Here is a 21,342-nt window from a genome sequence, read left to right as displayed (position 1 = left end):
GAATGAAACTAGCGAAAGCATATCAGAGATCACGTATAATCACCGCCAAATTTAAAGTAGAGACAATCTTGATGATTAATATTGGTCAAATAAACAACCTAGAAGTAGTAAAACAAGCAGACTTCGGTGTATTCCTTGACGCGAGCGACTATGGAACGGTGTTGCTGCCGAAACGATTTACTCCTGAAGGTGTTGAAATTGGTCAAAAGCTAGATGTTTTCTTATACATTGATTCTGACAACCAGATCGCTGCCACAACTGAAAAACCAATCGCTCAAGTAGGGCAGTTTGGCTTGATGACGGTTGAAGGTGTTAACAGCACTGGTGCATTCATGAGCTGGGGCGTGAAAGGTAAGGACCTTCTTGTTCCTTTCAGCGAGCAGCGCGGCCGTTTAAACGAAGGCCAGTCAATCTTAGTATATGTGTATATCGATAAAGCATCGAGCCGTATCGTTGGTACAACGAAGTTCAACAAATGGTTAGACAACACGCCTGCGACTTATAAGCAAAATGAACAAGTTGATCTCATTATCGCCGAGCGCAGCCAACTTGGTTACAAAGCGATCGTGAACGGTGAACACTGGGGTATGATTTTCCCATCAGACATCATCGGTAAGCTGTTTATTGGTAAGACACTAAAAGGCTACATTAAAAACGTTCGTGAAGAAGACGGTAAGATTGATTTGTCTCTTCAGAAAATTGGTGTCGCTAAGATGGATGACCTAAGCACTAAGGTTCTGGATCTTCTTGAGAAGAAGGGCGGTTACCTGCCTTTGAATGATAAGTCTTCTCCTGAAGCTATTTTCTCTGCATTCAGAACAAGTAAAGGTACGTTCAAGAAGACAATTGGTGGTTTGTACAAATCTGGCAAGATCACTATCGACAAAGAAGGTATCAGCTTAGTTAAATAAGCGATCCTTTCGGTCAAAAAAAAGCCCAAACCTTCCTGTTTGGGCTTAGGGGAAAGGGCTCCGAAGAGCCTACGCTAATCGTTTCAATCTTTTGACTATTAGATTGAAGTCTAGTTTAGATTTCCTAAAGTGCGATTTTTCTTATTTTAAATAGTGACTTGAATTGATGTTTGTATAATTAGTCGTTGATTTATAAGCGCTCGCACACAGAGTTACATGACCGGTAGAATAGAAAAAGCCCAAACAATTAACATTGTTTGGGCTTTTTGTTTGTGCGATTCTTTAAGCCGTTAAGCCGTTAAGCCGTTAAGCCCGAAAGCTATTTAGAATAGGTTCTTATCGCGCACGAGTTCGCGTGGTAAACCGTTCTTCACTCGGTTGCCAACCCACTTACCAAGGCCGATGATCGCACCATTGTACTTCACTAGTACTTCACCTTTGCCTGACAAGCCTTCAGGGCGAACATCGCGTCCCATGAACCATTCACGAGCATCTTCAATGCTAAGGTCTACAATGTTGGCTTCATTGCCTGTTGCGAGCGTTGTCGCGACTTGGTGCTGCCAGCGGTAACCTTTTTTATGGGTTTCAGCGATCTTGATGCCCATGCGAGAGAAACGGAACTCACCGATCATAGGTTCTAGCGCTTCCGGGAATAGCCAAACGTCTTTGTCACGAATCCAAACTTGAGTATCACTTGGTAGTTCTATATCAAGTGCGCCCAGCAGTTGTTCAGCGACTTCTTGTTGAGCTTTCTTTGACGCTTGTTCAAATGGGAATTTGCCCAGACGTTTTTTCACTTCTGGTGGTGTCACAGACGCTAGTTTACGGATGCGTGCAACGAAGAAGCCTTCTGAATCATACACTTGTGGGAAAATGTGTAGAAAGCCTTCTTCTGTCGTGGTTGCTTTAGCATTGTCGAATAAGTTTTCTAAAGACTCGAACTCAACCGCATCACCAAAGGTCTCTTTTAGGTGATGACATACTTGTTGGTTCTCTTCCGTGCTTAACGTACAGGTTGAGTAAACCAGCACGCCGTTAGGTTTGAGAGCATGAAAAGCACTTTCGATCAGATCTTTTTGAGTGTCAGCAATATCGACTACAGATTGATACGTCCAGTTCTTCATCGCATCAGCGTCTTTGCGAATCGTACCTTCACCAGAGCAGGGCGCGTCTAGCAGCACAGCATCAAACTGTTCTGGTAACCACCCACCGAAAACTCGACCATCAAAGTTACTGAGTGCAGCATTACGAACGCCACAACGTTCGATGTTGGCATGAAGAACTTTCACGCGGCTTGCTGCGTATTCATTGGCAACCAATACGCCGCGATTATTCATTAGCGCCGCGATTTGTGTTGTTTTTGAACCGGGTGCAGCCGCAGTGTCTAATACGGCTTGGTAGTCAGCCTCACCTTGGAAAAGTGCTGACGGTGGCATCATAGAACTGGCTTCTTGGATATAGAAAAGGCCAGACATGTGTTCTGCCGTATTACCTAGTGGCGCTTCACTTTCATCAGCTGTAATCCAAAACCCCGTTTCGCACCAAGGTACAGGTTCCAGTTCCCAGCCTTTCTCTTTTGCTCGCAGTAAGAAGTCCTCAACACTGATTTTCAATGTGTTGACTCGAATACTTTTACGAAGTGGTTTTTGGCATGACGCGACAAAAGAAGCCATATCTAGATGACTAGGCATGATTGATTCGATGTGCGTTAGGAATTCTTCAGGAATATATACGTTAGCGTGCAAAAGAGTGTCTCGATTTATTGCATTAATGCGGGGGAGTTTAAAGCAAAATGAGGCCGTCCTAAACCATATTTATAGCAAACAACAAAAATGCAGCCGAATGGCTGCATTTTGATGATGAATTATTCTTTGTTAAGCGGTATTAATTTGCATGGAGCTTCTGAGGGTTCACTTTATGGGCGAGGAATTGCGGTTCTCCATGATTTCCACTCATCTTCGGCTTTAGGATAGAGATAGAAAGACTGATCTTCGTTTGCCACTGGCTGAAGTTCATTGGTCGGTGGCGTTGAGAATGTAATACCACCTCTTAACAAGCTGTCTACCGTTCCAGCTTTGATGTTTGCGCCAGAGAGACCGATAGAGACATCGACACCAGATACGTTCCAGAACACGGTGTTTGCGCGGATCAGATACGCGTAGTCAGGTTCGATTTGAATCGTAGAGATGATTCGGTCAGCAAACTCGCCTAACTGAACATCAATAACACTGCCGATTTCTAGCTCACGGAATAGGATAGGTGTGCCTTCTGATACCGAGCCTCGCGTTTCGCTTTGTAGCTGGAATATCTTGCCTTCAGGCTGTACAGGCCCCTTGCTAAGCTTAAATTTCGTATTTCTGTCACCATTGCCCGGGTCTACGTTGATGTGCTTAGAGAGCAGTGCAGAGACGTTCTTGATGCCATTAAGGCCGATTTCAGGTTCTGCTAACCAGAAGTGACTCTTCGCAACGGCAATCTTGTCTACGTACTCAGGTAAAATACGCGCAGTAATTTCAATACCGCCTTTATTGAAGTTAGGAATCACCAAGGTAACCTCACCGACGGTGACGCCTTGATATTTGATCGCCATGCCTTTGCTGACTTCTTGATCGCCAGAAGAGGTAATCGTAATCGCACGACCAAATTTTCGCGCGGATTTCGAATCTTTATAAAGTTTCCACACATCACCGAGTTTGTTGTCGATTCCCGGAAGAGAGTCAAAAGCAATACCGCCTTGAATAAGCGTTTTAACGGGTGCTGCTTTAATACTGATACCCGATAGCGACGCATCAATCTCAACGCCTGAGCGGTTCCAGAAAACAGTATGTTCATTGAGTAAGTGTGTGTAACGATTTTCGATCGTGACTTTGATTCTCACGCCACCATCGACAAGCTGAAAATCAGAAATGCTACCCACTTGTAGGTTGCGGTAGAGTAGTGGGCTTCCTTTAGAAATTGAAGGTAGCTCGCTCGCAAACAACGAAAGCGTCTTTGAGCCAGACTGATTAAACTTGGCGATTTCTGCTAACGATTTGCTTTGGAAAAGCTGATAGTCAGTTCGTGCTTTCGACTGACCTTCGCTAACAAAGCTAATTGAGCCAGTAAGAAGTTGTTTTGCTGGTGGAACTGTTACACTTAAGCCAGATTCGGTTAGCTCTGCAGTTGCACTGCCTGTCACAAAGAAACGGTTATGGCTTTTGATTAGGTGAGCATATTCGTTATCGATAAGTGCATCCAAAAACACTTCGTGCTTATCAGAGCCAGTACCTACACCATCGACTAAACCTACTTGGATGATAGAGCCAACAGCAATGCCTTTGTAGAGTAGCTGTGTACCGACATCTAACCCGAATGAATTGTTCGATGTTAAGCGAATCGCAACGGATTTTTCTTGTTCCTGACTGAACTCATTTTTGCGAATCGCAGTAAATCGACGCGCTTTTTCACCCTCACCTGGAACCAAGGTTAGAAAGTTCCCCGTGACTAAGTTGGCAATATTTTTCATTCCAGTAAGTGATAGTTCAGCTTCCTCTAAAACGAATTGACTGCCGCTATTTAAAAAGTCACTGAATGCCGGTTGGATTGCAGCCGATGCCACGACGTTTTCACGCCCTTCGCTTAAAGATAGGTCAGTGATTTGACCGATTTCGATGCCTCGATACATGATCGGAGCGCCCGTTGCACTGATCTTGTTGTCGTCGGGTACGGCTATCTTGATCGAGATACCACGACCGGCTGTTTTCAAATCTGGGTAAAGTTTGAATTTGGTGTTCATCTCTACGGGTTGACCCTCTCCAGGAGAGTCGACCGCAATTGAACCGCCAAGCAGAGCACTGAGGCTTTCTAAGCGTACGTCGACACCAGAAAATCCGATACTGGCACCTAAGCCACTGACATTCCAAAAACGGCTTTGGTCGGTAATGATATGGCTGTATTCATCTTTAATCGCCGCTTGAATCGTCACGGATTTTGCGTTGTCGTTTAGCTGATAGTTGTAAACCTCACCAATTGGAATTTTACGATAAACGATCTGAGAGCCAACAGACACACCCCCCAGGTCTTTGGTCGTCAATGAAATATTCAGGCCTTCCGAAGCCAATAAGTCAGAAGGGGATGATTCTAAGGCCTGGAAAACGGTTTCTGGTTCTTGCTTGGTTTCGCTAGGATGGATAGCAATATAGTTACCTGAAACAAGCGCATCTAACCCTGAGATACCAGATAAACTTGCTGTTGGTTTTACGAGCCAGAAACGCGTGCCTTTTGAGAGTAGCTTTTTCGCTTCTGGGTAGATGTCAGCATCGACATAGATGCTCGATAAATCTTTGGACAAGGTAATGTCGCGCACCATACCTACCTCTAAGCCTTGGTAGCGAATTGTCGTTCGACCTGCGACTAAACCTGCGGCATCTGAGAAATATATCTGCACACGTTGTCCTGCATCGTGTATCGATTTCATGACCAACCAACCCGCTAATGCGACGGTTAGTATCGGCAGGATCCACAAAGGGGAAATACCTTTGTTTTTCCTGACTTCTGGTGAATATGACGTTTGTGATTGGTTATCGTTGTTCATTCACTGACTCATCTTTAGAGGTATAGTTATCCCAAATTAGCCTAGGATCTAAGCTTTCCGCCGCTAGCATCGTGAGAACAACCACGACGCCAAAAGCGACTGCACCATAACCTGGTGTAAAGTTTAAAATTTGTCCACGGTCGACCAAGGTCATCATGATCGAAATAACGAACAGATCCATTACCGACCACTTTCCCACCCATTTCACAATGAAATAGATGGTCATACGTTGTCTATGGTAAACCGCACGCTTCATTTTGATACAAATTAAGATATACGTTAGACCAAGTATTTTCGCGACAGGCACGACGATACTGGCAATAAAAATGATTGCTGCGATGCCATACATGTCGCTATTAATTAGCGAAGCGACACCGGAGATGATGGTGTCTTCTAGTCTTTGCCCGTTTGTTATCACGATAGAAATTGGAATGACGTTGGCCGGCACGATAGCCACTGAGGCGGCAAAAAGTAGAGCCCATGTCTTTTGTACAGAGTAGGGTTTGCGATGATATAAGTCATGGTGACAACGCACGCAAGTGTGCCCGTCAGGCTGAGACAGGTGACAGTTATGACAGTGTACGTTCTTACTTTGATCGAAAGAGTAGTCAGACTCTTGAGCCCAAGCTTCCCAGTAGCGACGCACACTGATTCGGCTTACCAGTAACACACTGAAAAGCTGCAGTAGAATCAGACCAACTAAACCAGGGCCGACGAAAATATCTGAGTAATCTTGTAATTTGAAGCATGAGATTGCCACGCTCACCAGAAACACATCCAACATCATCCAGTGCTTAAGTGTCTGAATGATAGCTAATGCATAACGAAATGGTGTAAAAATCTTAAAGCGCAATGATAAATGGGTGATGAGTACCGAGGTACAAACAAGTAACGGGGCGATCGAACTGCAGAATAAGATCAACAAGCCAAGTAGAGGGAAGCCTTCACCCATTAAAGTAAATACGCCAGATGGTAACGTTGCAGGTATCATGACACCAATCAGGCGAATACTGATGAATTCAAAAAAGTGTGAGGGGATAAACAGCAATAAGCAGGTAATAGCGATTGCAAGGTTTCCAGACAGGCTAGGGGTGCCGCCTCTATAAAGCTGAGTACCGCATCTTGGGCAGTAAGCGGATTTCCCCAAAGGGATGTCCATTTTATCAACGGGAAGTTCGCAGCCCTGACAAAGACGTACAGAGCTACTGTCGCACTGGTGCTGAGTCGATAGCTGCTGCTTAGTTGATAAAGGGTTGGTTACGGATGGGGAGGTCACGCGACCTCCCAAGTTGAAACACTAATCAGACTTTTAACCTGATTTAAATGCCTAGAACAACACTGATTTAAGTCTCTAGAACAATAAACATCAGGCGTGCGATTGCACACTGCCATAGAGTGTTTGATATAATCCTTGTTGTTCAACCAATTCACCATGTGTTCCTGTCTGTGTAACTTGCCCATCTTCTAAAACATAGATTAGATCGGCCTGTTTCACCGCTGATAATCGATGAGCCACTATCAAAGTTGTGCGATCTTTCAAAAACTCGCTCAGCGCTTTATGCAGTGCTGACTCTGTTGCTGTATCGAGTGCTGATGTCGCTTCATCTAGAATAACAAACTTAGGATTGCTCAGCACCATTCGGGCTATAGCTAAGCGTTGTCGTTGCCCGCCAGACAGTCGAACGCCATTCCTACCAATTTGTGTATCTAAGCCATTACTCAGTTGCTTGATGACATCTTGCATTTGAGAGACTTCAAGTGCACGCCACAACGACATTTCATCGTATTCAGCACCAAGGGTCAGATTATGCCTTAATGTATCGTTAAAAAGTATAGGTTGTTGTAAAACAACGGCAATTTGACTACGTATAACATCGAAACTGATGTCGTCGGTGGTTTCACCGTTATAACGAATGCATCCAGAATCCGCTTGATAAACACCAATCAGTAACTGGATTAACGTAGATTTACCACCACCACTCGCACCCACCAAAGCGACTTTCTTACCTGCTGGAATGTGCAGCGACAGCCTATTTAAAACAGTGTTTTCTAATGTGTAAGAGAATGTAACGTCTTCAATGTCGACTGTCACTTCTTGATCTTCATTAAATGGGTTCACTTTACTGATAGGGCGCTTCTCTTCTTCTAACTGAAGAAGGTCGTTGATGCGCTGAAGTGCTGCTTTTGCGCTATACCAAGAGAATTGAATCCCTAACAACTCTTGTACCGGGCCTAACATGAACCACAAGTAACCAAATACCGCGAAAATCTGACCAATCGTTAAGTCACTGAATAACACCATTAGCATCGCGACGGCACGGAAAAGCTCGAAACCTAATAAGAACAGCAGAAACGAAACACGGCCAGCAGCTTCTGATTGCCAAGCGTATTTGTCTGCATCGACTCTCACTTGGTTTGCTTGAACCTTAAGTTCATCGAGAAAGATACGTTCCTTGTTTGCCGCACGCAGTTGGTAAATGCCGTCTAAGGTTTCCACTAAACGGTTTTGAAAGCGCTCGAAAGATTGGTTCTCATACTTTTTAAGGTGTTTGACTCTGCTACCTAGTTTACGGGAGAAATAAATCACAACAGGATTGACCAGTAAAATGAACAGTCCTAAACGCCACTCTAACCATAGCAACACGATAGCGGTACCGAAAACGGTTAAGAAGCTAATTATGAACTTAGATAGAGTCGAACCAATGAACTTATCTATTGTCTCTATGTCTGTTATCAGGTGAGCATTAATACCGCCACTGCCTTTGGTCTCGTATTGTCTAATACTAATGCGGCCAAGCTTATCTATCATCTTACTGCGCATTTGATAGGTAATTGTTTTTGAGACAAGCGTGAATTGACGCCCTTGTAGAATGTTCAACGCTTGGCTAACAGTCCGCATGATTATGACTAACAGCAAAGTCAGTGCAATATAGCCAGTTGGTGTCTGCAACGATGTTGGAAGTAGATGGTTCATCATCTCTAAGCCAGAAGCCGGCTTATCAAGTAATACTTCATCAACCATTAATGGCATGAGCAACGGGATAGGGACACTAATGAGAGTTGCAAGTATGGCAATAATGTTAGCAAACAGTAATTTGGACTTGTGTTTTTTTACTTGAGTTATTAACCAAGAACGGCTAATAGTGTCTTCTGAATTGGTCATTGTAATGAGAATAAGTCCTATTTAGTTTGATGGCCGCATTTTACTGCGTTCTCTTGATAATGGAAGTCTCAATTTAATTGGAAGTTAATATGAAAATAGAACATTACCAACGCTTAACCAAACAAGCCGTTGCATTAATTGAATCAGAACCCGATCTAACTGCTAATCTAGCTAATATCAGCTCATTATTATTCATGGAGTTGGATGAATTAAATTGGGCAGGCTTCTATTTAATGAAGCAGGACCAATCTAAGGAAAAAGACGAACTTGTGCTTGGCCCATTCCAAGGTCAACCGGCTTGTGTTCGAATTCCGGTAGGGCGTGGTGTGTGTGGAACTGCGGTCGCGACGAATACAGTTCAGCGCATTCATGATGTTCATGAATTCGAAGGACACATCGCTTGTGACGCTGCAAGTAACTCAGAAATCGTTATACCATTTTCGATTGACGGGAAAATTGCGGGCGTTCTTGATATCGATAGCCCAAATGTTGGCCGTTTTTCTCAAATTGACGAGGACGGATTAACATTTTTCATGGCAGAAGTGGAAAAGCTGCTTAATTCGCACGCGAACAAGGCATAAATTATTCTCTTACTGTGGTTTTTCCCAAGCATCTCTCTATAATACGTAAAAATATTTTCTTAATGCTCGCGGAAAACCGCAAAAACCAGGAACCCACATGGAAAACACTGAAAAGTTAAAAAACAGCAAAGAAGTTATCGCATATGTTGCTGAATGTTTCCCTAAATGCTTTACTCTAGAAGGTGAAGCGAAACCACTTAAAATTGGTATTTTTCAAGATCTTGCTGAACGTCTAAATGAAGACGAAAAAGTAAGTAAGACTCAGCTTCGTGCAGCGTTAAGACAGTACACATCATCATGGCGTTACCTGCACGGCGTAAAAGCTGGCGCAGAACGTGTTGACCTAGACGGCAACGTATGTGGCACACTAGAAGAAGAGCACGTTGAGCACGCTAAAGCGACACTTGCAGAAAGCAAAGCGAAAGTTCAGGCTCGTCGTAAAGAACAAGCACAGAAAGCTCGTGACGAAGGCAAAGCTAAAGCTAAAGCGAAGAAAGCTCAACAGCCTCGTCGTCAAGCGCCTAAAGCACCGAAAGTAGAAAAGCCTGTAGAAACACGCGCTTTGAACGCCGATGAATTTATCACTGGTAAAGAAGTAAATGTGAACATGGGTACAGGAAACATGGCTGCGACCATTGTTGAAATCAATAAGGAAGATGTGCGTGTTCAGTTAGCAAACGGCCTACAAATGGTTGTTAAAGCGGAGCACTTGCGCGCTTAAAGGAGATACTCCTACGCATGAAATGCCGTTCAAAATTGACACTGATTGCTGCTGGCTTTTTGCTAGCAGCTTCAGCTCAGGCTCTTGAAGCCAAATTAAATCAGGACGATTTACCTCTACTCGCTCCTGAGGTTCAACACGAAACTGCTAGTAAACGTGTTACTTCTCGATTTACTCGTTCCCACTATAAACACTTCAATCTCAACGATGATTTCTCCCAAGCTATCTTTAATCGTTATTTAGAGATGTTGGATTATAACCGTAATATCTTCACTCAAGCTGATATTGATTCTTTCGCTACTTCATCCAAACAAATTGATGATCAACTGAAAGCCGGTAATAACCAAATAGCCTTCGATGTTTATAATTTGTCCATGCAGAAGCGTTTTGAACGTTTCCAATATGCGCTGTCTTTACTAGATACTGAGATTAAGTTTGATACTGATGAAAGTATTGAGCTCAATCGTAGCGAAGCGGAATGGCCAAAAGATATCGCTGAAGTGAATGAGCTTTGGAGGAAGCGTGTTAAATACGACGCGTTGAATCTAAAACTTACAGGTAAAGAGTGGCCAGAGATTCAAGAAGTTTTGGAAAAGCGTTACAACAATGCGATGAAGCGTATTACGCAATCGCACAACGAAGATGCTTTCCAGATCTACATGAACGCATTCGCGCGAGAAGTTGACCCTCATACCAGTTACCTTTCTCCAAGAAATGCAGAGCAATTCCAGTCTGAGATGAATCTATCTCTAGAAGGCATTGGTGCTGTACTTCAAATGACAGACGACTACACCGTTATCCGATCTCTCGTTGCTGGTGGCCCTGCGTCAAACAGCAAACAATTGAGTGATGGTGACCGTATTGTTGGTGTCGGCCAAGATGGCGAAGATATTGTTGATGTTATCGGCTGGCGTTTAGACGATGTAGTGCAATTAATTAAAGGACCGAAAGGGACTAAAGTTAAGCTACAGATCTTGCCAGATGGTAAAGATGCAAAAAGTCACGTTGTCACAATTGTACGCGATAAGATTCGCTTAGAAGACCGCGCTGTTAAATCAGAAGTTATCGAGAAAGATGGCAAGAAGATTGGCGTACTAGAAGTACCAAGCTTCTATGTTGGCCTTTCTAAAGATACTGATAAACTGATCACCGAACTTAAAGAGCAAGGTGTCGAAGGTATCATTGTTGATCTGCGAAACAACGGTGGTGGTGCACTAACGGAAGCAACCGAACTCTCTGGTTTGTTTATCAAAGAGGGGCCCGTTGTTCAAGTTCGTGATAGCTACGGTCGTGTAAAAGTGAACAGTGATACTGATGGCGAAATTAGTTACCAAGGTCCATTAACGGTATTGGTGAATCGCTACAGTGCTTCAGCATCTGAAATCTTTGCAGCAGCGATGCAAGATTATGGTCGTGCAATCATCCTTGGTGAAAACTCTTTCGGTAAAGGAACGGTGCAACAACACCGCTCTTTGAATCATATTTATGATTTGTTCGATAAAGAGTTAGGCTACGTTCAATACACCATCCAGAAATTCTACCGAATCAATGGCGGAAGTACGCAAAACAAAGGTGTAGTGCCTGATATTGCTTACCCAACGGCAATTGATCCAGCAGATACTGGTGAAAGTGTTGAAGATAATGCTCTGCCTTGGGATAGCATAGATAAAGCTAACTATTCAGTGTTACAGCGTAACGATGAGCAAGTTGCTGCTTTAACCGCTCAACACCAAGCTCGTATTGCGACAGACATGGAGTTTGGCTTTATCGCGCAAGATATTGAAAAATATAAGGCTGATAAAGATGATAACGACCTTTCTTTGAACGAAAAAGTACGTCAACAAGAGAGTGATGATGGGGATGTGCTTCGTCTAGAGCGTATCAATCAACGTCAAAAAGCGGCTAAGTTAGAGGTATTTAAAACGTTGGATGATATCCCTAAAGACTACGAAGCCCCGGATGCTTATCTTGATGAATCTGTTGCTATCATGCTGGATATGATCAAGAAATAGAGCAAATACCTGTTAAAAGGTGATTGTTTAAAGATGCACAATTTAAAAAGCGAGCCTAGGCTCGCTTTTTTTTGTGTCTATGATTTGACAGGAATACCTGATTGTAACCGTTGAGACTGTCGCAAAGAACACTCAATGTTCAGGGTTATTTAGCTCTGTTTTGTGTCGAATAATGACATTTAAGTTACTTTGCACTTAAAATTTAGTGACTTGGATCAAATTTTTTCGCTTTCTATTCATTACCTGCCTAAGCTTAAAGAAAACGAGGGGGCGCGTATGAAATGGATTCTACTATTTTTATCTTGTTTAAGTTTTGTTGCTTTTGGGAGTGAGGTCGCTTCAAGCGATCAGCAATCAAAAAGTGACAGCAATCTATCTCATTTTGACCTTCCTTTACTGCTTGGTGATTGGTATTTGATGAACCCAGATCCTGAACAAGGTACTGAAAATTTTAGAGCGATAAAGCTAACCCTTGATTCAAATTATTCATTCTCCATTGATATTCAAAAGAAAGACTACAGTGTCGACCATTGGGAAGGCTTGTATAATGCCAATGAAGATACCATTATTTTGGGTTTAAACACCTCTGAACCTCAAGTTTACGCCTATAGCAGTAACCATAATATGTTGAACCTCAACGGTGTCATGTTTACCAAAGCCTTACCGAATGCACTGGCAGGTATTTGGTCGAGTGCTGAGCTTTCAGGTAGCGACCTGCGCGCGAGTAACATTCAAAAAATGGATTTAGTGCTTCAACCTGACTTTGTATTTATGTTCAGAGTGTCCGATGAAGTGGGGAGTGAGGTTGTTCGTCGTGGGGTGTATTACACCGAAGGCGATCAATTGGTGCTTCTGTATGAAAATGGCGAGCACGGCACTCGTTACACATTAAACAGCGACGTCTTGACGCTTCAAGGTGAAGAAGGCGACATGTTTGCAGTACTCAATCGTATTCGATAATGCGGGTTGGATGCGCAAAGTCAGGTTTGTTGATAATATGGCTCACAGTTCATTTATTAGCCGTTCCTTTCTTATTTGGTTGATAAAATAGCAAAACATGGAGGCGTTTTACTACAATGCCTCCTTTTTTCAATATTCCCCTTGTGTTCTTGGCCCTCAACCTTTAGATATATACAGTTAAAATACAATTACGTATAACGATCAAAAGGAACCCGTCATGGCATATACACCTCAAGCCAAGTATCGTAAAGATTATCAATCACCATCTCACACTATTTCTCAAATCGATCTTACTTTCGATTTGTACGATTCAGCGTCCATCATTACGGCGGTGTCTAGTGTTAAGCAAGAGAAAGATAGTTCGACCTTAGTACTTGATGGTGAAGGTTTGACGTTGGTTTCTGTTTTAGTTGAGGGTCAAGAGTGGACGCAATTCGAGCAATCTGAAACTCAACTGACACTGAGCGGACTACCGAAAGATTTCACACTCACGATCGTGACGGAAGTAAATCCTGAAGGGAATAGTGCACTTGAAGGTTTGTATAAGTCGGGTGGCGCATTCTGTACTCAGTGTGAAGCTGAAGGTTTCCGCCGCATTACTTACTATATGGACCGCCCTGATGTATTGGCAAAATTCACCACAACGGTAATCGCAGACAAAGCTGAAAATCCATTCTTACTCAGTAATGGTAACCGTATAGATGAAGGTGATGCTGAAAATGGTCGTCACTGGGTTAAGTGGCAAGACCCACATCCAAAACCTGCTTACTTGTTTGCTCTTGTTGCCGGTGACTTTGATGTACTTCGTGACGCTTACACCACACAATCAGGCCGCAAAGTTGACCTGGAAATCTTTGTCGACAAAGGCAATCTAGACCGCGCAAACCACGCGATGGTTTCTTTGATTAACTCAATGAAGTGGGACGAAGAGCGTTTCAATCTTGAGTATGACTTAGACATCTACATGATCGTAGCTGTTGATTTCTTCAACATGGGCGCGATGGAAAACAAAGGTCTGAACGTATTTAACTCTAAGTTTGTTTTAGCGAACGACCAAACAGCAACCGACACCGACTACCTAGGCATCGAAGCGGTAATCGGTCATGAATATTTCCATAACTGGACGGGGAACCGAGTGACATGTCGCGATTGGTTCCAGTTAAGCTTGAAAGAAGGTTTAACCGTATTCCGTGACCAAGAATTCTCATCTGATCTTGGTTCTCGCGCAGTAAACCGAATCAACAATGTTCGTATTATTCGCGGGCCACAATTCGCTGAAGATGCGAGCCCAATGTCTCACCCAATTCGTCCTGAAAAAGTGATAGAAATGAACAACTTCTACACGTTGACAGTATACGAAAAGGGCAGTGAAGTGATCCGAATGATCCACACATTGTTGGGTGAGGAAGGTTTCCAAAAAGGCATGAAGCTGTACTTTGAACGTCACGATGGTACCGCTGCAACTTGCGAAGATTTCGTTGCTGCAATGGAAGATGCGTCGGGCGTTGACCTGTCTCAGTTCCGTTTATGGTACAGCCAATCTGGTACGCCGACGCTTTCTGTTGAAAGTCACTACGACGCAGACAAAAAAGAGTACACGTTAACAACTCGCCAAGTAACGGCTCCAACTCATGAGCAAACGGATAAGCAAGCTCTGCATATTCCTCTAGACATCGAGCTATACACCGCGTCGGGTGAAGTGATTGGGTTACAATGTAACGGTCAGCCAGTTCACAATGTATTAGATGTGAAAGAAGCGGAACAAACGTTTGTGTTTGAAAACGTTTCAGAGCAACCGATCCCATCGCTACTTCGTGAATTCTCTGCGCCAGTGAAATTGGAATACGATTACTCAGATGAAGAGCTGATCTTCCTGATGGTGAATGCTCGCAATGAGTTCTCTCGTTGGGATGCGGGTCAAATGCTGCTAGCGAAATACATCCGTAGCAACGTAGATAACGTTCAACAAGGTCAAAAGTTTGAACTTTCTGCTTCTGTTGTTGATGCATTCCGCGGGGTACTGCTTAGTGATTCACTAGAACCTGCGTTTATTGCAGAAATGCTTTCTCTACCGAGCCATAACGAAGTGTCGGGTTGGTATGAGCGCGTTGATATTGATGCGGTCGCATCTGTTCTTAACTCAATGAAAGTAACACTAGCTGCAGAACTTGAAGACGAGTTAGCGGCGGTTTATCACAGCCATGCACTAACAGAATACACGATCGATCACGATTCGATTGGTAAGCGTACTCTACGTAAAGTCTGTCTAAGTTACTTAGCGCATACTGAAAAGGGTAATGACTTGGTTGTTGCTATGTACCAACAAGCAAACAACATGACAGATACAATGGCAGCGATGGGCGCGGCGAACAGTGCGCAACTACCATGTCGTGAAACCTTGATGGCGGATTACAGCGACAAGTGGAAACATGATGGTCTTGTCATGGATAAGTGGTTTGCATTGCAAGGTTCAAACCCAAGCTCTAATGCACTTGAAGTGATTAAAGCGTCGATGTCGCACCAAGCGTTCAGCTTGAAGAACCCGAACCGTACTCGTAACTTGGTTGGTTCGTTCTTAAACATGAACCCGGTTCAATTCCACGCCAAGTCAGGACAAGGTTACGCGTTTGCTGGCGAGATCCTACGTGAACTGAACAGCAGCAACCCGCAAGTGGCTTCACGTTTGATTGACCCGCTACTTAAGTTCCGTAAGTACGATGATGAACGCCAAGCTCTAATCAAAAAAGAACTTGAGACGCTGAAGAACATGGACAACCTTGCAAAAGACTTATTCGAGAAAGTGGCAAAAGCACTAGAGGCTTAAGTCAGCCGCTTATTCAGGAAACTGTTCGATCATAAGCGGTTGGCTAATAAACAGTTTACTAGTAACGAAAAGTCATCAGTGGTAGAGAATATCTGCCACTGATTTTTTGTTTCTGGTTTATCGAATTTTCGATAAGCTAGAGCAGTTTCAAGTTAAGTTTCACTTTCAGACATCGTTAAGTGCCAAAAATCACCGGCACTGTATATATATACAGGTATCGTATGAATCGCTATATTTTCCAACTTAACATCTCATATCAGCAGTTTTTGGCTAGCTACTCGGGTGCCGCAAGTAAAGTTCAAGTGATAACAACAACAGGGTTACGCTTACAGCTACCTGCAACTCGCTTCAGACCATTTCTTACACAAATAGGGGTTAGAGGACAGTTTAGGTTAACAACTGACCAAAAAAATAAGTTTATTAAGTTGGAAGCTCTGTAAAGCTTGGCGTGCCTAGTGAGTTAAAGGGAATCTTAATCACATAATCAAACATTTCACCTCTTACCACCTCTAAAACAATTAACTATTTATCAATAATGCTTTTACAATAAATGAATGCATTACCTTTGCTTAACTCGTTAGTAGAACTGGCCTTGAAGGCTTGATTCAAACGCAAGCTTAAGTAAGCCCCCTAATAATAAAATAAAATTCTAATTGTGGAGTGTGACTATGACCGCACGTGAAACTGTGGTTCCAGTTTTACTTGAAAAAGTGTACAAACTGATTCAAGACAAACTTGACCTTGCTCATCGACCTCTCGTAACTCAACTTGCTCAACACTTGTTTAGTAACGTTTCTCACGACGATCTAACTCAGAGAAACGAATCCGATTTATACGGTGCTGTAGTTAGCTTATGGCATCACATCAATGAAAAGAAAGCTGACCAAATCTCTGTTCGTGTTTTTAACCCGACAGTAAGTCGTCAAGGTTGGCAATCTACTCACACTATCGTAGAGATAGTCGTACCAGATAGCCCATTCCTTGTAGACTCTGTAAAAATGGCGCTGACTCGCCTAGACCTTTCTTCTCACCTTATGCTTCACAATCCAACACAAATCTCTCGCTCTGATAAGGGCAGTGTTGTCGGCGTTAGCAATAACGAAGGTGCATTCCAATCACTTTTCCATATCGAAGTAGACCGTCTTAGCAGCAAAGCTGAAATGACAGCGCTCAAAACGGAACTACTGGATATCTTTACCGATACTGGTTTAGTTGTGAACGATTGGCTGAAGATGGTTGAAAAACTAGAGGAAGTAACCAATCAAGTTGAAAAGCAAAAAGAAAGCATTCCTGTAGACGGCCAACGCTTTGATGAGACGTTGGCGTTTCTTCGTTGGTTAGGCGAGCACAACTTTACGTTTATGGGCTACAAGGAATATGACCTTGTTTCTGTAAATGGCGACACAGAACTACAACCGACCAAGGAGCAAGGTCTTGGTTTGTTTGCGAATTCAGATCGTGTGCGTAACGTTAAGCTGTCTGAGTTTTCTGATTCGGCACGTCTTGAAGCCAAAAAGCCTTATGTACTTATCGTAACCAAGGGCAACACGGCTTCACGCATTCACCGCCCAGCTTACAATGATTACATTGGTATTAAGAAGTTCGATAAGAACGGTAAGGTTATTGGTGAACACCGCTTTACTGGTCTTTACACCTCTGCCGTTTATAACCAAACCGTTGAAACGATTCCTCTTGTTCGCGAGAAAGTAGAGCGTATCTTAGACGCGAGTGGTTACCGTGAAGGTTCATACTCTTACAAAGCTCTGCACAACATTCTAGAAAACTACCCGCGAGATGAACTGCTTCAAGCTCGTGAAGAAGAATTGCTAGAAGTCGGTACTGGCGTAGTTCAAATGCAAGATCGCGATCTTCTGCGTTTGTTTGTTCGTAAAGACCCGTTTGGCCGTTTCTTTAGCTGCATGGTTTACGTTACCAAAGATCGTTACAACACCGAGCTTCGTCGTCAAACCCAACGCATCTTGAAGCAGTATTTCGGTTGCGAAGAAGAGGTCGAATTCACGACATACTTCTCTGAAAGCCCACTGGCAAGAACGCACTATATTGTTCGTGTTGATAACAACAACATGGATGTGGACGTGAAAACAATTGAGCAAAATTTAATGGAAGTATCGTCTACATGGGATGACCGCCTGTCTGAATCAATCGTTGCTAACTTCGGTGAGAGCAAAGGTCTTCCGTTATCGAAAGAGTACATGCGTGCATTCCCACGTTCGTACAAAGAAGACATGATGCCTGGTTCTGCAGTTGCAGACATCGAGCGTTTAGAAGCACTAAGTGAAGACAACAAACTGGGTATGCTTTTCTACCGTCCTCAAGAAGAGGCTGCAGACTCTAAAGCTGTTCGTTTGAAGCTGTTCTACCACAGTGATGAGCCGATTCACCTGTCTGATGTTATGCCAATGCTTGAAAACTTTGGCCTGCGCGTTATTGGTGAATCACCTTATGAAGTACGCAAGACCAATGGGGTGACTTATTGGATCCTTGATTTCTCGATGCTGCATAAGAGTGACAAGGCGATTGATCTTCGTGAAGCGCGCGATCTATTCCAACAAGCCTTTGCTGCGATTTGGGAAGGTGAATTAGACAGCGATGGTTTCAACCGCTTGGTGTTGGGTGCGGGTCTTTCTGGACGTGAAATCTCAATCTTACGTGCATATGCTCGTTACATGCGCCAAGTTGGTTTCCCATTCAGTCAACAATACATCGAAGACACATTGTCTCATTACCCAGATCTAGCGAAAGGGTTAGTGAGCTTATTCGGCAAGCGTTTTGATCCTAAATTAAAGGGCAGCGCGAAAGGCCAACAAGATCTTATTAAGAAGATCACTGAACAGTTGGATCATGTAGAAAGCTTGGATGATGATCGTATCATTCGTCGTTACATGGAAATGATCACAGCAACGCTTCGTACTAACTACTACCAGTTAGACGACAACAAACAGTCTAAACCTTGGTTGGCTCTGAAAATGAGACCAAGCGAGATCCCAGATATCCCAGCGCCGGTTCCTGCGTTTGAGATCTTCGTTTACGCACCAGACATTGAAGGTGTGCATCTACGTGGCGGTAAAGTCGCTCGTGGTGGTTTACGTTGGTCAGACCGTCAAGAGGATTTCCGTACTGAGATTCTAGGCCTAGTTAAAGCACAGCAAGTTAAGAACACAGTAATTGTACCGGTTGGTGCAAAAGGTGGTTTCGTTTGTAAGCGTCAGCATACTATGTCTGGCCGAGACGAGATCTTTGCTGAAGGTCAACGTTGTTACAAGCGCTTCATCCGTGCACTACTAGACGTATCAGACAACATCATTGAAGGTGAGGTTATTCCACCTAAGAGTGTTGTTCGTCACGATGAAGATGACCCGTATTTGGTTGTTGCCGCCGATAAAGGTACCGCAACGTTCTCAGATCTAGCAAACTCAGTATCTGCTGAATACAATTTCTGGTTAGGCGATGCATTTGCCTCTGGTGGCTCTAACGGTTATGACCATAAAGCCATGGGTATCACGGCGAAAGGTGGCTGGGAATCTGTTAAACGTCACTTCCGTGAAATGGGCATCAACTGTCAAACAACGGACTTCACCGCTATCGGTGTAGGTGATATGGCGGGCGATGTGTTTGGTAACGGCATGCTGTTGTCTAAGCATATTCGTATGCAAGCTGCGTTTAACCACATGCATATCTTCATTGACCCGAATCCAGAATCAGCATCAAGCTGGTTAGAGCGTGAGCGCTTGTTTAATCTACCTCGCTCAAGCTGGGAAGATTACAACAAAGACTTGATTTCTCAAGGTGGTGGCATCTTCTCTCGTCGAGCGAAGTCTATCTCTCTGACGCCTGAAATTCAGAAAATGCTAGGTACTAAGAAAGCATCAATGGCACCGAATGACTTGATCAAAGCGATCTTGTCTATGCAGGTTGATCTTCTTTGGAATGGCGGTATCGGTACTTACGTTAAGTCTTCAAACGAGACTCATACAGATGTTGGTGACCGTGCAAATGACGTGCTTCGTATCGATGGCCGTGACCTAAAAGCTAAGGTTGTTGGTGAAGGCGGTAACTTGGGTATGACTCAACTGGGTCGTATTGAATACGCACTGACGGGTGGCCGCGTTAATACTGACTTCGTTGATAACGTTGGTGGTGTTGACTGTTCGGATAATGAAGTAAACATTAAGATCTTCTTGAATGGTTTGGTGTCTAATGGTGATCTAACCGTTAAGCAACGTAACCAAGTACTTGAATCGATGGAAGATGAAGTGGGCGAAATCGTACTAGACGACGCATATTGCCAAGCTGAGTCTATTTCGGTTACGGAGCATCAAGGTGTTGGCTTAGTAAAAGAGCAAATCCGCTTTATTCATACAATGGAAAAAGCAGGGTACTTGGATCGTGGTTTGGAATACATCCCAGATGACGAAACACTGCTTGAGCGTGAAAAGCAGGGCCAAGGCCTAACAAGACCTGAGCTTTCTGTACTTGTCGCTTACGGTAAAATGGTGCTTAAAGAAGATCTTGTTAGTGATGATATCGCTAATGATGAATTCCATGCTCAACAGCTTATGCAGTACTTCCCAACGGCGTTACGTCGTAACTACTCTCAGCACATGGACAATCATCCACTACGTTCTGAAATCATTGCGACGGCACTGGCTAACCAAATGGTTAACGAGATGGGTTGTAACTTCGTTACTCGTCTGCAAGAAGAGACGGGCGCAAATATTGTTGATATTGCCAATGCTTACGCGGCATCACGTGAAATCTATGGTCTTGGCAAAGTTCTGAAGAGCATCCGTGAACTGGACAATGTTTCAAGTTCTGAAGCTCAATATGAATTAATCTACCATGTTCGCCGTACACTTCGTCGCTTGGCTCGTTGGTTGTTAAGAAACCGTAGTGGTAAACAGTCAGTGAAAGCATTGATTGAACTTTACCAAGGTGATGTTCTTACTATCACAGAGAAACTGGATGAAAACCTAGTGGCTTCTGAAGTAGAAGAGCATAACGCAATGGCACAGCTATGGATTGACCAAGGCGTAAACGCTGAGTTGGCTAATTCGGTTGCGCGTTTGTCTAGCTTGTACTCGGCACTGGATATATCCACAGTAGCTCGTGAGACGGGTAAAACAGTACAACAAGCGTCGAAGCTTTACTTCAACCTTGGCGATCGTTTGTCTCTGCACTGGTTCTTGAAGCAAATCAATGGTCAAGCTGTAGATAACAACTGGCAAGCACTAGCGCGTGCAGCATTCAGAGAAGATCTGGATTGGCAGCAACGTCAGCTAACTGGCCAAGTGCTTAACTGCGGTTGTGCTTCAGACATCGATGTGATTAAAGCGCTTGATGATTGGATGGAAAGTAACTCTGTTTCTCTACATCGTTGGGAAAGTATCCTCAATGAATTCAAAGTGGGTTCGGTTCATGAGTTTGCCAAGTTCTCAGTAGCATTGCGTGAATTGATGTTATTGAATCTAAACTGCATGTCGACAGATTAGTGATTAGATAAAACGAAAGACACAAGGGCAGACCATAAGGTCTGCCTTTTTTGTTTCTATAAAGTGGCATCTATAGGTCTAACGATT

The 21,342-nt window shown here is 43.6% G+C and carries 12 protein-coding genes; 8 read left to right on the top strand and 4 right to left on the bottom strand.

Features of this window, described 5'->3' with window-relative positions; genetic code table 11:
- Nucleotides 1-2 precede the first annotated feature (2 nt).
- A complete protein-coding gene (locus ACED60_RS15185) occupies nt 3-911 on the top strand; it encodes a S1 RNA-binding domain-containing protein (protein ID WP_009846647.1) in 909 nt (302 codons plus the stop codon).
- 323 nt (nt 912-1,234) lie between these two features.
- Here the strand turns inward: ACED60_RS15185 and rsmF are convergent, their stop codons facing one another.
- The 4 genes from rsmF to ACED60_RS15165 form a co-directional block, all read right to left on the bottom strand.
- A complete protein-coding gene (gene rsmF, locus ACED60_RS15180; protein WP_371727900.1) occupies nt 1,235-2,656 on the bottom strand; it encodes a 16S rRNA (cytosine(1407)-C(5))-methyltransferase RsmF in 1,422 nt (473 codons plus the stop codon).
- Nucleotides 2,657-2,826: 170 nt separating this feature from the next.
- The gene (locus ACED60_RS15175; RefSeq protein ID WP_371727899.1) at nt 2,827-5,484 is read right to left on the bottom strand and encodes an MlaD family protein; all 2,658 of its coding nucleotides are present in this window, start codon (nt 5,482-5,484) and stop codon (nt 2,827-2,829) included.
- Nucleotides 5,471-6,772 (bottom strand): PqiA/YebS family transporter subunit, encoded by a 1,302-nt coding sequence (locus ACED60_RS15170; RefSeq protein WP_371727898.1) that lies wholly within the window; start codon nt 6,770-6,772, stop codon nt 5,471-5,473. The genes ACED60_RS15175 and ACED60_RS15170 overlap by 14 nt, the downstream gene beginning before the upstream one ends.
- 78 nt (nt 6,773-6,850) lie before the next feature.
- Nucleotides 6,851-8,647 (bottom strand): ABC transporter ATP-binding protein, encoded by a 1,797-nt coding sequence (locus ACED60_RS15165; RefSeq protein ID WP_065678351.1) that lies wholly within the window; start codon nt 8,645-8,647, stop codon nt 6,851-6,853.
- An 89-nt stretch (nt 8,648-8,736) separates the two neighbouring features.
- On the opposite strand from ACED60_RS15165, the gene ACED60_RS15160 reads away from it, so the two are divergent.
- The 7 genes from ACED60_RS15160 to ACED60_RS15130 all read left to right on the top strand — a co-directional run bounded on the left by ACED60_RS15160 (nt 8,737) and on the right by ACED60_RS15130 (nt 21,255).
- Nucleotides 8,737-9,228 (top strand): GAF domain-containing protein, encoded by a 492-nt coding sequence (locus ACED60_RS15160; protein ID WP_009846653.1) that lies wholly within the window; start codon nt 8,737-8,739, stop codon nt 9,226-9,228.
- 97 nt (nt 9,229-9,325) lie between these two features.
- Nucleotides 9,326-9,949 carry an RNA chaperone ProQ gene (gene proQ / locus ACED60_RS15155; RefSeq protein ID WP_009846654.1) on the top strand — a complete coding sequence of 208 codons (624 nt, stop codon included), beginning with the start codon at nt 9,326-9,328 and terminating at the stop codon, nt 9,947-9,949.
- A gap of 17 nt (nt 9,950-9,966) precedes the next feature.
- Nucleotides 9,967-11,961 carry a carboxy terminal-processing peptidase gene (prc, locus tag ACED60_RS15150; protein WP_371704950.1) on the top strand — a complete coding sequence of 665 codons (1,995 nt, stop codon included), beginning with the start codon at nt 9,967-9,969 and terminating at the stop codon, nt 11,959-11,961.
- A gap of 276 nt (nt 11,962-12,237) precedes the next feature.
- Nucleotides 12,238-12,921, top strand: a complete 684-nt coding sequence (locus tag ACED60_RS15145) for a hypothetical protein (protein WP_009846656.1) — start codon at nt 12,238-12,240, stop codon at nt 12,919-12,921.
- A gap of 217 nt (nt 12,922-13,138) precedes the next feature.
- The gene (gene pepN, locus ACED60_RS15140; RefSeq protein ID WP_371695077.1) at nt 13,139-15,745 is read left to right on the top strand and encodes an aminopeptidase N; all 2,607 of its coding nucleotides are present in this window, start codon (nt 13,139-13,141) and stop codon (nt 15,743-15,745) included.
- A gap of 221 nt (nt 15,746-15,966) precedes the next feature.
- Complete coding sequence (locus ACED60_RS15135) at nt 15,967-16,185, top strand: DUF2835 domain-containing protein (RefSeq protein ID WP_004733645.1); 219 nt, start codon at nt 15,967-15,969, stop codon at nt 16,183-16,185.
- A gap of 228 nt (nt 16,186-16,413) precedes the next feature.
- Nucleotides 16,414-21,255, top strand: coding sequence for an NAD-glutamate dehydrogenase (locus ACED60_RS15130; protein ID WP_371727897.1), 4,842 nt, complete (start codon nt 16,414-16,416; stop codon nt 21,253-21,255).
- Nucleotides 21,256-21,342 lie beyond the last annotated feature (87 nt).

This window comes from Vibrio sp. 1F279 (assembly GCF_041439815.1).
GTDB lineage: Bacteria > Pseudomonadota > Gammaproteobacteria > Enterobacterales > Vibrionaceae > Vibrio > Vibrio tasmaniensis_A.
The sequence above is the reverse complement of the archived record's forward strand: the minus strand, read 5'-3'. Positions and strand labels throughout refer to the sequence as shown.

Excerpts from the sequence above, each read along its gene's own strand:
- ACED60_RS15185 (WP_009846647.1), top strand. The coding sequence starts at position 3 with ATGAAACTAGCGAAAGCATATCAGAGATCACGTATAATCACCGCCAAA.
- ACED60_RS15175 (WP_371727899.1), bottom strand. The coding sequence starts at position 5,484 with ATGAACAACGATAACCAATCACAAACGTCATATTCACCAGAAGTCAGG.
- ACED60_RS15165 (WP_065678351.1), bottom strand. The coding sequence starts at position 8,647 with ATGACCAATTCAGAAGACACTATTAGCCGTTCTTGGTTAATAACTCAA.
- ACED60_RS15160 (WP_009846653.1), top strand. The coding sequence starts at position 8,737 with ATGAAAATAGAACATTACCAACGCTTAACCAAACAAGCCGTTGCATTA.
- proQ (WP_009846654.1), top strand. The coding sequence starts at position 9,326 with ATGGAAAACACTGAAAAGTTAAAAAACAGCAAAGAAGTTATCGCATAT.
- prc (WP_371704950.1), top strand. The coding sequence starts at position 9,967 with ATGAAATGCCGTTCAAAATTGACACTGATTGCTGCTGGCTTTTTGCTA.
- ACED60_RS15145 (WP_009846656.1), top strand. The coding sequence starts at position 12,238 with ATGAAATGGATTCTACTATTTTTATCTTGTTTAAGTTTTGTTGCTTTT.
- pepN (WP_371695077.1), top strand. The coding sequence starts at position 13,139 with ATGGCATATACACCTCAAGCCAAGTATCGTAAAGATTATCAATCACCA.
- ACED60_RS15135 (WP_004733645.1), top strand. The coding sequence starts at position 15,967 with ATGAATCGCTATATTTTCCAACTTAACATCTCATATCAGCAGTTTTTG.
- ACED60_RS15130 (WP_371727897.1), top strand. The coding sequence starts at position 16,414 with ATGACCGCACGTGAAACTGTGGTTCCAGTTTTACTTGAAAAAGTGTAC.